Below are 13100 nucleotides of genomic sequence, written 5' to 3' on the forward strand. Positions count from 1 at the left end.
TTGAGTGGAGTATCCAAAGCTGATGTGTTTATTGAGTGTTCAAAAATAGCAATTTTCGATGGGCTCTCTAAACGAAAAAATCATCTTTAAAGCCTATCAAATATAGTTTTTCCTTGGCCCGGGTGATCGCAGTATAAAGCCATCGCAGGTAATCCTTATCGGGCCCGTTAGGAAGATAAGGCTGCTCTACAAAAACAGTATCCCACTGGCCACCTTGCGATTTATGGCAGGTCATGGCATAAGAGAATTTGATCTGCAAAGCATTGAAATACTTGTTGTTCTTCACTTTAAGGAACTTCTTATACTTGGATGTTTCATCGGCATAATCCAGCATCACTTCCTGGTACAATTTATTGGATTCCTCATAAGTAAGCGACGGGTTATTGCTTTCAAGGGTATCCAGCATCACCACCGTTTCTATGGGTTTCATGTTGGGATAATCGACCATTTGAGCCTTGATCTCCGCAAACCGGAAACCGTACAACTCCTTTATGGCGAATATTTCCAAAACCTTGATAATATCCCCGTTTGCGATAAATCCGGCCTCACTGTTGGGCTTCACCCAGAAATAATTGTTCTTGACGACCATTAAATAATCACCGGCAGAAATTTCCTCCTCCTGAAATAAGATCCTGGAACGGATTTGTTGATTATACAGGTTCGCTCTTTTATTGGAACGAACAATTATAGTGGTTTCCTCATGGCCAAGGTTGCGATAAGAATCTTCAATTGCCTCCATGATTTCATAACCGTCCACCAGCCTGATGAGATCTTTTTTATTAGAAAGCTGAAATTTGAAAGAATCATAGAATTCTTCCCTGAGGGCCTCACGAATCAATGTCGCATTTAAAAGTATGTCACTTTCCTCGCTTTGTCGCACTACTTCGTCAAGTTCAATGTGAGTGACCTCTTTTAAATAGGTGTTTTGAAGCTTATGTTCTTCCAGTGCCGGGCTCACCTCCAGTTTCACCGGTGGTAACTGCGCCGTATCTCCAATTAAAATTAGCTGGCATTTGTGACCCGAATAGACATATTGGATCAAATCGTCCAAAAGAGATCCGTTTTCGAACATTTTAGCGTCATTGTTTACATCAGGAATCATGGACGCTTCATCAACAATAAAGATGCTGTTTCGGTGTTTATTAGGCTGAAGTACGAATTGCACCCCCGACCCTCCTTTTTTCTTCGGAAAATAGATCTTTTTATGAATGGTAAAAGCCTCTCTTCCGGAATAATTGGAGATCACTTTTGCGGCCCTTCCGGTAGGAGCTAACAGCACCCCGCTTTTTTTTGCCTTCCAGAGATTCTTAACAAGGGAACTTATTATGGTGGTTTTTCCGGTTCCGGCGAAACCTTTCAGGAGAAAAATAGAATCTTTGCGCTCATCTATCACGAATGAAGACAGTTGCTGCAAAGCGATATCCTGTTTCACTTTTGCCTCAAACTTCAGATCTTCAAGCATTAAATTATAAAATGTCGCCGCATTCAATTTCTCCATATCCAGATTTCCTCAAACCTCAAAGATAGCAAGGTTTTTTTCGGAAGAAACTTTTACGAATAAAAAAAAATTGTAGATTTGCGGGGAACACTTAATAAACTTAAACTGCAACGCATGAAACTTGTCATTCAGTTAGTTCTTTGGATCGTAATTATTTTCCTGGGATACCTGGTTTTTAATTCCATCTACGAACCTATTCAATTTAATAAGATTAAAGAGGCAAGATATGCCAAAGTAATTGAGAATTTAAAAGATATTCGTGACGCCGAATTAGCTCACCGTACTGTTACTGGAGAGTTTGAAGGGGAATGGGATAATCTTGTTCGTTTTATCGATACTGCACAATTTACTTTAACACAGCGTCGTGATACTACCATCCTTGATGAGGAGTATAGAAAGACTTACGGAGTTGATAAGTATAAAGAGATCACAGTTATTGACACTTTAGGATATGCATCTGTAAAAGATTCATTATTCAAGAACAGTGATCGTTACAAAACTATGATGAATGTGCCTATCAAAGGTGTTGACGCCAAGTTTGACCTTAAAGCCGGAACGGTAGACAAAAACGGAACTCAAATTCCTGTTTTCGAAGCTAAGATCGCCAAAGCGGTAATCCTTCAGGATCAGGACAAGGACCTTATCAACCAGGAAAACGAAGTTGTTTCTGTTGACAACGTAAACGGACCGTTCATTAGTGTTGGATCTATGGAAGATGTAAACACTAGCGGTAACTGGCCAAAAGTCTATGGAGACGCCGAATAAGGAAACAAATATTACAAATTTAAAGTTGTCCATTCAGGTTAGCCTGAATGGACTTTCTTTTTGTGCCCTCCGCCCTGAAGAACAAAAGATCGTGTTCTTTAAGGAGATCACTTTCTCCAAAAAGCTCAACCCTGCTGGAGTTCTGGAACAGATCGAAAAGGCATATGAGGACGAACCCTTCTTTACGGATGAAACCCCGGAGGTCACCTTACTTTATTCCAATGAATTGTACAGCCTGGTTCCCCGGAAATTCTTCAACGAGGAAAACGCATCAGATTATCTGAAGTTCAACACCAAGATCCTGGAAACAGATTTTGTGGCTCATGACGAGCTGGAAAATAACGATCTGGTGAATGTTTTTATTCCCTATACCAACATCAACAACTTCTTTTTTGAAAAATACGGCGAATTCGAATATACTCACTGCATAACCGTACTTGTAAACAGCTTTCTTAAAAATGACGGGGATAAGGAAGAGATTGGGGACAAAATGTACATCAATTGTTACACCAGGGGTTTTGACCTCGTGGTGATAAGAAACGGGAAATTACTTCTCGCCAACTCATTTACCTGTAACACCAAGGAAGACTTCATTTATTATATCCTTTTCACCGCTGAACAATTGGAAATGGATCCCAATGAATTTCAATTGATCCTCCTCGGAAAGATCACCGCAAATTCAGATTATTATCAAATCGCTTTTACTTATATCAAGAACATTATCTTTCTTGACAATTCATTTGGTTATATCTTTGCAGCCAAAGGAGAACCTCCAACAAGCTATATGCATTACACCCTGCTAAAAACATTACAATGAGGATCGTCTCAGGCACCTACAAAGGAAAAAGGATAACCGCACCCAAGAAATTACCGGTAAGACCAACCACCGATTTTGCTAAGGAAGCACTGTTCAATATCCTGAACAACCAATACCATTTTAGCGCTCTAAAGGTCATCGACCTTTTTAGCGGTACCGGGAATATTGCCTATGAATTCGCCTCAAGAGGTGCGCAGGAGATCATTTCGGTCGACGCACATTTTGAATGTGTGAAATTCATAAATAAAATCGCAGCTGAACTGGATTTCCCCATAAGAACGGTCAAAAGTGATGTTTTTAAATACCTTCAGGCTACGGGTGAAACAGCTCATATCATTTTTGCCGATCCACCTTATGACTTCGACCAGGACTCCCTGAAGAAAATCGTCGAGACAGTCTTTTCAAGAAACCTACTGGAAGAAGGCGGCTCACTTATTATCGAACATTCAAAAAGAATGGACCTTTCTGAGATCGAACACTTTTCGGTCGCTCGAAAATACAGCAATTCTGTGTTTAGCTTTTTTTTGTAACTTAGAACATGACTCAGCCAAAGGAAACCATAGACCTGGATTTTTCCCATCTGGAATTTTTCGATAATTATGTGATATCTGTCTTGAAGGAAGATGTAGTTTTTGATATTAACAACCTTCAAAACCTCATAGACGCATGCTCAAAATTTTACGGTGACCGGCCCTATGTATACATCTCAAAAAGAGAAAACAATTATAATGTCAATCCTACGATATATTTGCACCTAGATATGATCAAAAATCTCTGCGGAATTGCCATTGTGAGTCAGAGAAGCTCCTCATTGAACATGGCCAATTTTGAAAAGAATTTTTCCAGAGTTGCTTTTGAAGTCTTTTTAGAGCTTGATGATGCGATCGCGTGGTCAAAGAAACAAGTGAAAAATAAAAAAGCAGACCTGTAAGCCGGATTCTGTATTTCAACCAAAGCTGAAATCCTTATCATTTATCTGAAGTTTTTGTTACCAAAAACCTTTAGCTGCCTACCCTCCGGCAACGGACGGGCAATCCTTAACAGCCGGTATACATGGCATTGCACCGCATAGAGTTTACCTGATTTCACTACAGCATTACCTGTACATCCTTTCTGTTGCACTAGTCCTGATCCAGCTTCTCACGAAACTGAAACGATGGGTGTTACCCACTATGCTGCCCTACGGTGTCCGGACTTTCCTCCCTGTTCTTTCGAATAGAGCGATAAGGCGGTCTGCTTGCTGACAAAGTTAGTCGAAAAATCCACTTTGACTTTATTTTCCGGATTTTTTACAGGAAAAATCATACCAGATTTAAACAGGTTTTTGTGGATAAAAAGCCATGGATTCTCTCCGCTTTCGGTTTTGTATTTTTATATTTGTCTTCTAATATTTTTCAATGGAACATTTTGTAGTATCGGCCAGAAAGTACCGCCCCCAGACTTTTAAAGACGTTGTGGGCCAGCAAGCTATTACCAATACCCTATTAAATGCCATTGAAAATAATCACCTTGCCCAGGCTTTACTTTTTACAGGACCTCGCGGGGTTGGTAAAACAACCTGTGCACGTATCCTTGCGAAAAAAATAAACCAGGAAGACAATCAGGATCCCAATGAAGATTTCGCGTTCAATATTTTTGAGCTCGATGCCGCGTCCAACAACTCTGTAGATGATATCAGAAACCTGATCGATCAGGTAAGGATCCCACCGCAGGTTGGTAAATACAAGGTTTATATTATTGATGAGGTTCATATGTTATCACAGGCAGCTTTCAATGCTTTCTTAAAGACACTTGAAGAACCGCCCAAGCATGCAATTTTTATCCTGGCAACTACTGAAAAACATAAGATCATCCCTACCATCCTTTCCCGCTGTCAGATATTTGACTTCAAAAGGATCACCGTTAAGGATGCAAAAGAATACCTGGCATTTATAGCACAACAGGAAGGCATTAACGCTGAAGATGACGCATTGCACATTATCGCTCAAAAGGCAGATGGAGCAATGAGGGACGCATTATCCATTTATGACCGGGTGGTAAGTTTCAGCGGAAAAGAACTAACAAGACAGGCCGTTACTGAGAACCTGAACGTTCTTGATTATGACACTTATCTAACTGCGACCAATTTAATTCTGCAGAATGATATTCCGCAGCTATTGCTCTTATTCAACGAGATCCTGTCTCACGGCTTTGACGGACATCATTTTATAGCGGGACTTGCTTCGCATTTCAGAGACCTCATGGTATGCCAGAATCCAAAGACAATTAACCTTTTGGAAGTTGGTGATAACACCAAGGCTCTTTATTATGAACAGGCTCAAAAAGCACCAACAGATTTCCTTTTAAAGGGAATTGATCTGGCAAATGATTGTGACTTACAGTATAAAAGCAGTAGAAATCAGAGGCTGCTGGTTGAACTTTGCCTAATGCAGCTTGCATCTGTCACTTTTGACAGCGAAAAAAAAAAGGCTAGTTCTTTCATAATTCCTCCTAACCATTTCACAGGGCCTCCTGTACCAACTCCTGCCTTGAAGATCACAAAAAGGGAGAAAGAGGTCATTGTCAATAATGAATATTCAGAAGGTGATTCTGCAGCGCCAAGGGAAGCTCAGCTGCCAAACCCGGCAAATTCACCAGCAGATTGCCACCCTCAAGTTTCTGAACCTGCAAAAGACACTAAGACCTATACTTCGGAAGAACCTGAGAACCAGTCTGAATCTCAAGATTCAGAAACTGCCCCTTCCGAAGGAAAACAGGAACAACCACGACCTGCTTCCGCAGAAACACCAATTGTCAAAAAGAAGGTTTCAGGCCTTTCTCTGAAGAGCATTCAGAAGAAAAAAGAGATCGAAGCCGAAAAAAGGGAAGCAAAGAAGGAAGCTGCCGTTGAAAAGAACGGAAAATTCACCGAAGCGGAAATGCAGGAGGCCTGGAGAGAGTTTACTGAACTTCAGAACGAAAAAGGTGAAAAGATCCTTGCTTCTATCATGCAGACCGACACTCCCGCACTTAGAGGCAAAGACATTTGGATAGAATTACCAAACGAAACAATGAAACTTGAACTGGAAAGGGTGCAATATCACCTGATGGGCTACCTTAAGGATAAACTTCAAAACACTCATATCCAGTTAAAGATTAGTGTGAATGAGAAAGCTGAAAAGAAATTTGCTTTCACACCTATTGAGAAATTCCAAAAACTGCAGGAGAAAAATCCGCTTTTAGAAAAATTACGTTCAACCTTTGATCTGGACATATAATTATGTTAGGCTTAAAATTACCCACAGACCCAAGATGGGTCAATATCGTTGAAAAGAATATTGAAGAGATACTTACAGATCATGCGTTTTGTGAGCAAAAAGCGGCCTCTACTGCCATCTCATTGATCGTAACCCATCCTGAATATTCTGAGCTTGTAACTGCCATGACGGCTTTAGTAAAAGAGGAAATAAGCCATTTTAAAATGGTACACGACAGGATCCTGGCACGCGGTTATACTTTAGGCAGGGACAGAAAGGATGAATACGTTTCAAAATTAATGACCTTCTTTCCTAAAGGAGGAAGCAGAGTAACTAATCTCGTTCACAGATTATTGTATGCGGCACTTATCGAAGCGCGGAGCTGTGAAAGATTCAGACTTTTATCTGAAAACCTTGAGGACAAAGAACTTGCAGATTTTTACCGAAGCCTGATGGTGAGTGAAGCTAATCATTATACCATGTTTCTGAATTTTGCCCGAAAATATGGGGAACGAAAAGAAGTTGACCAAAAATGGCAGGATCTCTTAAAGTTTGAGGCCGAGATCATGAAAGACCTGGGTAAATCTGAAACTATGCACGGTTAGTTTCTTACTGAGCTTCCTGATAAAGCGATTTGATGATCCCATCTGAAAGTCCGATCTTAGGCACATAGATCCTTCTGGCCCTTGTCCATTTCATGGCCGATAGATAGATCTTCGCCGCCGGTACGATAACATCTGCCCTATCCTGGTTCAGGTTAAGTTCGGTAATTCGCTCCTCGTAAGTGAAAGATTGCAGCAACTGGTAATAGGAGCTTAGATATAGAAAACTTAAGGGTTTACCATTAGGCCTACCACTACTTTTAAAGATATTGTTGATGTTACCTCCAGATCCTATCAGATCGATCTTGGTAAACTCCTTTGTAACTTTCTTGATCCATACTTCCACTTCCTGCCAAACGTCTGTCGTCACCATCTCGTTTAAAAGCCGAACGGTCCCCAGTTTGAACGAACGGGAGGTAATTGTTTTTCCGTTAGAATAAAGTGTGAATTCGGTACTACCTCCTCCTACATCAACGTAGAGATAAGTTTTATCTGTTTGAATAAGGGCATGAAGATCTGTAGCTGCAATGATAGCAGCTTCATCGCTCCCATCAATAATATTAATATCGATCCCTGTTTTGGCTTCGATCTTTTTCGCTACTTCTACCCCATTTTTAGATTCCCTCATTGCTGATGTGGCACATGCCTTATACTTTTCGATCTTATGAGACTTCATAAGTAGTTTGAATGCCTCCATGGTATCGATCATTCTTTCTACATTTTCGTCTGATATCTCTTTAGATATAAACACATCTGCACCAAGGCGAATCGGCACCCTCACTAAGGATGTTTTTTTGAACATAGGTTCTTTTCCCTCCTGTTCGGTAACTGTAGAAATGAGAAGTCTTACGGCATTGGAACCAATATCTATTGCGGCATATTTTCTTTGGACTATCAAATCTTATTCTTTTTCAAGTTTGTTCAAGTAGTAATCATATAAGGCGAACTGAGATCTATGGGCCGGTTTATTATTTCTGCGATAGGCATTATCCTGATCTTCGGAAAGAATTCTGGCTTTCACATTATCATTCCAGCAGATCTCAAAGGTCTCTATCAATTCTTTCTGAATCGATTTGTCATAAATAGGGCAGCTAATTTCTACCCTGTAATCCAGGTTTCGGGTCATCCAGTCAGCCGATGAAATGTAGACCTTCGGATTGGACTCATTTTCAAAAATGTAAATTCGTGGATGTTCTAAATATTTATCGACTATACTAATAGCTTCGATATTCTCACTCATTCCTTTCACACCCGGAATTAGACAGCAAATACCACGCACGATCAATTTGATCTTCACTCCGGCTCTACTAGCTTCATAAAGCTTATCAATAAGGGCAAAATCTGAAAGGCTGTTCAATTTCAACCTGATTCCCGCTTTTTTACCTGCGGCGGCATTTTCAATTTCAGTGGTGATCAATTTTAATAAGGAAGACCTTGTATAGTGCGGGGAAACTATCAGGTGCTTATAACGGCTCACCTTGTAGTTTACCTCAAAAAAGTCAAAGACCTTATTCACTTCTTTAAGGATCTCCTGGTTACTGGTGAAAAGTGTGAAATCTGTATAGACTCTTGCGGTGGATTCATTAAAGTTTCCGGTACTTATAAACCCATAACGTTTTAATTTCCCTTCCTCCAGGCGTTCAATCACGCAAGCTTTACTGTGAACTTTCAATCCTTTTACCCCGAAAATAAGGTTCACCCCTTCCCGCTGCATTTGTTCTGCATAATTGATATTCGCAACCTCGTCAAACCTGGCTCTCAGCTCGATTTGAACCGTCACTTTTTTGCCATTTTTAACAGCGTTAATAAGGGAACTCGCGATATGAGAAATCTTTGCAAGGCGGTAAATGGTGATCTTTATGGTTTTCACCTTAGGATCAAGAGCTGCCTCCCTGAGGAATTTTACGGTATAAGAAAATGTTTGATACGGGGTATGCAGTAAAAAATCCTTTTCAGCAATCCCCTTGAACAAACTCCCCTGAAGTACAAGACCAGGCAAGGCAAGAGGTTCATATTTTTTATACTGCAGCTCTTCACTCCCTAAACTTGGGAAATTCATATAATCCCGCCTGTTATGGTACCTCCCGCCGGGAATAATACTATCTGTAGCATCAATTCCCATTTTACTCATCAAGTATTGTAAAGTATCCTGCTCGATATTCATATCATAGACAAATCGAACCGGCTCCCCTTCTATACGTTCCTTTACACTGGCAGAGATCTTTTCTATAAAAGATTTACTCAGGTCGCTATCAATATCCAGTTCAGCATCCCTTGTAATTTTGATCATATGAGCAGTAATGCTCTCATATTCAAAAATATTGAAAATGGTGTGCAGGTTATATCGAATAAGATCATCGAGTAAAATTATATGCTGCTTGTCCCCTTCCTTCGGAAGCACAACAAATCGCTCTATACTTCTCGGGATCTCAATAAGCACATATTTCTTCTCTTTTAAAGGGCGGTTGACCAACTTGGAATTTCCTTTGGAAGGCACCGGCTCTTTCATGACCATTTTTACGGCCAGATAAGCGGCACTGTCCTTTAATCGAGGGAGTTCCTCCAGATCATTAAGTATGATGGTAACAAGAGCCGGACTCACTTTTTGAAGAAAAAAGTTCTTCACAAAAGTCTGTTGAGACTTGGAGACCTGTTTCTCATTAATGATTAAAATATTGTGGTCTTTCAGTTTGGACTGAATAGAATCCAGAATACTTAAGCTCTCGCTCTGTTGATCAATAACTATCTGTGTGATCTCTTCCAGAAGTTTTCCGGCTTTAATTCCACCTAAAACGCTTTTTCCTCCTTTTCCTGCAAGGTCTATCCGTTTGATGGTCGCATAACGAACTTTGAAGAACTCATCTAGGTTATTAGAAAAGATCCCTAGAAACCTAAGTCTTTCTATTAGCGGTACCGTTTTATCGGCAGCTTCCTGTAAAACACGCGCATTAAATTGTAACCAGCTTAATTCTCTGTTGATATATTTATTAGACTCCATAGACTACCTCAAATTCTTCGGAAATAAATATAAGATTGTTTTTCCGTCTTTAAGGTTATTCCAGGAATCGGTTTGGAATTCAATTAAAACCAGGCCTGTAGTGGGAATATTTTTAAAATGCTGGCTTCCCAGGGAATTGGCAACAGAAGTCATTGCTGGGTTATGTCCAAAAACCATCAGGTTATTTATAGAATCATCAACTCCTGAAATGGTTTTGAGCAACTGTTTACCATCGAAAGTGTACAGATCTTCGTTTATTTCAAAATCCTGGTTTGCAATTTCCAGCTGGTCTTTAAAAATATTAGCAGTGGTCAAAGCTCTAACCGCGTAACTGCTTTTTAAGGTTAAGACTTCATCTTTCCAATGACTCTTAAAAGCCGAGATGACAAAATCTGCATCTTTATAGGCCCTTTTTTTCAAAGGTCGCTCATCATCGGGAAGATCATTATCCCATGATGACTTACCATGTCGCACGAGAATTAATTTCTTCATAATCAAGGTGCTAATCTATCGATCTTCCAGTTGTTTTCCTCTTTCGTAAAGTATATTCTGTCATGAAGGCGATTTGGTCTTCCTTGCCAGAATTCAAATTCCGACGCATAAACTTTATACCCTCCCCAATAAGGTGGTTTAGGAATCTCCTTGCCTTCATATTCATTTTCCAATGCCTCTAATCTCCTGTTCAGAAAATCCTTTGAAGGAATAACAGAACTTTGAGAAGAAGCCCAGGCTCCCAGTTGACTTCCACGAGGTCTTGATCTGAAATACTCTTCAGATTCCTTTTCGGAGGTTTTTTTTGCAATTCCTTTTACAATAACCTGTCGCTCAGAGTTTGGCCAGAAGAAAGAAAGGCACACTTTTGGGTTTTCGGCAATAGCCTTCCCCTTTTCAGAAAGATAATTGGTATAGAATACAAATCCTTCGTGATCATATTCTTTTAAAAGGACGACCCGCGAATTTGGATACCCATTGGGACTCACCGTTGATAAGGTCATGGTGTTTATCTCTTCAACTTCTTTTTTCTCTTCTGTATTTCTGATCCAATAATGGAATAATTCAAAAGGATCAGACGGGATTTCGTGTTCCAGCAACTCATGTTTTTCATAAAGTTTCCGGTAATCGTGGAGCTTATTTTTCATATAGCTAATTTAATTGATTTAACCCTAACCCCGAAATAATTTTAAGAGTTCTGTTAACACAAAATTGTAGGAATTAACACTTCTGTTTTTTGGGTTTTCAGGCCAGTTTTTCATTAAGAAACTTTTAATCAGACCGTTAAATTTCCATGAAAGGATTGTGAGTATTTTCTACCTACATGACGTAGTACTTCTTTTGCTATTGTCTTGTTAAAAAGCTAAATTTTTTGCCAAAATACAGTACTTAACAAACTGTTAATGTGCCTTTTGTCCGATAAATTCCTCTCTACATCTAAAAGATTTAAAATTTCTTTTTTTAACAGATTTAAGCATTAATTTTACTTTATAGTTAGCTGAAAAATGCTGCTTTATTGCCCCACTACTCCCCCCCAACACTAGTGGATTTTGTAAGAAGAATAAACAATCTTCAGCTTGTCCAACCCCTCAGGATAAGATGAACTTAACCGGAATTTCAACCAGAAACTGACAGATTCCTAAACGGTTTTTAATTCATATTAAAGATCGTAGCAGGACTGCTCGCAACAAAATGTTTTGACTATGATTTGGAAAACTACTCTCGAAAAAATTTTCCTCCCCGTCAGCCAAGCGAAAAACAAATTTCGCCAGCCAGACCTTTGGAGAATTTTTAACCCGTCATCAGGACTTGGCCTCCTGATCTGTCTATTTACAGCTTCCTTAACCGGGAATGCTCAAAACAGCCAAAGTAGCATATCCGGCGATAACTGTATCGACTTTAACAGCTGTCCGGCCGATCAAACGGTCTGCGCCGACGCATATGAAGATGGTGTTTATGGCGCCTACGTGAATTGGACTGACCCAGTAGTTACTCAGACTTGTACTCCTAATGGGCGTCCCGGGAATTTCCAAATGCTTTTTGAGCTTAATGAACAACTCCTTACGGTTGACTGCTGGGATTTCAACTATATCTCCAGAGTAGGAACCGATGGAGGTCAGGTGAAATTGTTTTCAGGAGAAGATGGGGACAAAACAAAGAATTCTGTAATTATTACTCCTTATCTTATTTTAAAAGCGGGTTCTGAAACGTCTATTGATGTAGATTATGTAAATGGTGACTATACAGTGCAATTATCTCTTATAGATGAAAATGGCGATATCATACCCATGAATGCCCCACCACAAACTGTAGATGGAAATAATCTTACTTATACCTTTTTCACTCCAAATACTGTAACAGGTATTTACCGATTAAAATATGAATTTGTTTATTCCGGAAAAGAACCTTCAAACGCCAACAACGGTGATACTTTAATTGCTGTAGATGGGATGTTAAGTGATACTAACGACTGTAGCGCCGGGGTTGATTTTACCGTAACGGCACCATCACAGGGCTTTTTCCCGGTGGGATCTCACGAGCTTCAATATGTTGCGACATATACTGCTCCTGACGGAACCATAAAAACCAAAACATGCAGTTTTACCATTACTGTCACCGAGTTGGCTTTACAATTTTCAAACGTCAATCCAGTAGATTGTGATGGAACCGGAGGTTCATTCAATGCCACAGGCTCCGGAGTAAACGGAAGTGGAAACCCTCCTTATCAATATAGTATTGACGGCATAAATTATCAATCAAGCGGAACTTTTAATGAACTCGATGCCGGTCCCTATACCGTTACCGTGAAAGATGCTACGGGCTGTACAGCTCAAGCCGTCGTGACGATAGATAAACTTTCACCTGTTTCAGCTAACATTTCAGGCAACGAATTGCTGACCTGTACAAATACATCCATTACACTAGATGCAGGCGGGTCAACAACCGCTGAGGGATCGGTAAGTTATTCATGGAGTACCGGTGAAACCTCTCAAACAATTAATGTCAACGGTGCCGGAGATTATTCTGTAACTGTAACTAATAACGACAGCGGATGTTCTGATACAGCATCTGTAACTGTTGAGCAAAATATTACACCGGCAGTGGCTGCAATAACCGGAAATGAGATCCTTACCTGTGATGTCACTTCTGTAACCCTCGATGCTTCAACTTCAACTGCAGATGGCAACTTCAC

10 protein-coding genes, 1 other RNA gene and 1 pseudogene are annotated in these 13100 nt (G+C 40.0%); 6 read left to right on the forward strand and 6 right to left on the reverse strand.

Annotation, left to right across the window (positions count from 1 at the left end; translation table 11 throughout):
- Positions 1-67: 67 nt before the first annotated feature.
- Positions 68-1498, reverse strand: coding sequence for an ATP-dependent DNA helicase (locus ACFQ1G_RS09220; RefSeq protein ID WP_380738855.1), 1431 nt, complete (start codon positions 1496-1498; stop codon positions 68-70).
- Between the two features lie 114 nt (positions 1499-1612).
- On the opposite strand from ACFQ1G_RS09220, the gene ACFQ1G_RS09225 reads away from it, so the two are divergent.
- Genes ACFQ1G_RS09225 through ACFQ1G_RS09235 form a run of 3 tightly spaced genes read left to right on the forward strand, consistent with a single transcriptional unit; the run spans position 1613 to position 3610 of the window.
- Positions 1613-2263: a hypothetical protein gene (locus tag ACFQ1G_RS09225; protein WP_380738857.1), complete on the forward strand. Its 651-nt coding sequence runs from the start codon at positions 1613-1615 to the stop codon at positions 2261-2263.
- A complete protein-coding gene (locus ACFQ1G_RS09230; RefSeq protein ID WP_380738859.1) occupies positions 2247-3080 on the forward strand; it encodes a DUF3822 family protein in 834 nt (277 codons plus the stop codon). The genes ACFQ1G_RS09225 and ACFQ1G_RS09230 overlap by 17 nt, the downstream gene beginning before the upstream one ends.
- Positions 3077-3610, forward strand: a complete 534-nt coding sequence (locus ACFQ1G_RS09235; protein WP_380738862.1) for an RsmD family RNA methyltransferase — start codon at positions 3077-3079, stop codon at positions 3608-3610. Before ACFQ1G_RS09230 ends, ACFQ1G_RS09235 begins: the two co-directional genes overlap by 4 nt.
- Positions 3611-3992: 382 nt before the next feature.
- Here the strand turns inward: ACFQ1G_RS09235 and rnpB are convergent.
- An RNA gene (gene rnpB, locus ACFQ1G_RS09240) (RNase P RNA component class A) lies at positions 3993-4320 on the reverse strand.
- A gap of 157 nt (positions 4321-4477) precedes the next feature.
- On the opposite strand from rnpB, the gene ACFQ1G_RS09245 reads away from it, so the two are divergent.
- Both ACFQ1G_RS09245 and miaE read left to right on the forward strand, forming a co-directional pair.
- Positions 4478-6337 (forward strand): DNA polymerase III subunit gamma/tau, encoded by a 1860-nt coding sequence (locus tag ACFQ1G_RS09245; protein ID WP_380738864.1) that lies wholly within the window; start codon positions 4478-4480, stop codon positions 6335-6337.
- Between the two features lie 2 nt (positions 6338-6339).
- Positions 6340-6921 carry a tRNA-(ms[2]io[6]A)-hydroxylase gene (gene miaE, locus ACFQ1G_RS09250; protein WP_380738866.1) on the forward strand — a complete coding sequence of 194 codons (582 nt, stop codon included), beginning with the start codon at positions 6340-6342 and terminating at the stop codon, positions 6919-6921.
- 4 nt (positions 6922-6925) lie between these two features.
- On the opposite strand, the gene ACFQ1G_RS09255 is transcribed toward miaE, so the two are convergent.
- From ACFQ1G_RS09255 to pdxH, 4 genes are read right to left on the reverse strand one after another with little or no spacing between them, the layout of a single operon-like run.
- The gene (locus ACFQ1G_RS09255; RefSeq protein WP_380738867.1) at positions 6926-7816 is read right to left on the reverse strand and encodes a Ppx/GppA phosphatase family protein; all 891 of its coding nucleotides are present in this window, start codon (positions 7814-7816) and stop codon (positions 6926-6928) included.
- Between the two features lie 3 nt (positions 7817-7819).
- Entirely contained in the window at positions 7820-9916 is a 2097-nt protein-coding gene (gene ppk1 / locus ACFQ1G_RS09260) for a polyphosphate kinase 1 (protein WP_380738869.1), read from the reverse strand.
- Between the two features lie 3 nt (positions 9917-9919).
- The gene (locus tag ACFQ1G_RS09265; RefSeq protein WP_380738871.1) at positions 9920-10408 is read right to left on the reverse strand and encodes a SixA phosphatase family protein; all 489 of its coding nucleotides are present in this window, start codon (positions 10406-10408) and stop codon (positions 9920-9922) included.
- A gap of 2 nt (positions 10409-10410) precedes the next feature.
- Positions 10411-11055 carry a pyridoxamine 5'-phosphate oxidase gene (gene pdxH, locus ACFQ1G_RS09270; RefSeq protein WP_380738873.1) on the reverse strand — a complete coding sequence of 215 codons (645 nt, stop codon included), beginning with the start codon at positions 11053-11055 and terminating at the stop codon, positions 10411-10413.
- Positions 11056-11610: 555 nt separating this feature from the next.
- Between pdxH and ACFQ1G_RS09275 the strand changes: the two are divergent.
- Positions 11611-13100, forward strand: a pseudogene (locus ACFQ1G_RS09275) (hypothetical protein); the annotation flags it as partial.

Origin of the sequence: Salinimicrobium gaetbulicola, assembly GCF_042676025.1 — a bacterium.
Taxonomy (GTDB): Bacteria; Bacteroidota; Bacteroidia; order Flavobacteriales; family Flavobacteriaceae; genus Salinimicrobium; species Salinimicrobium gaetbulicola.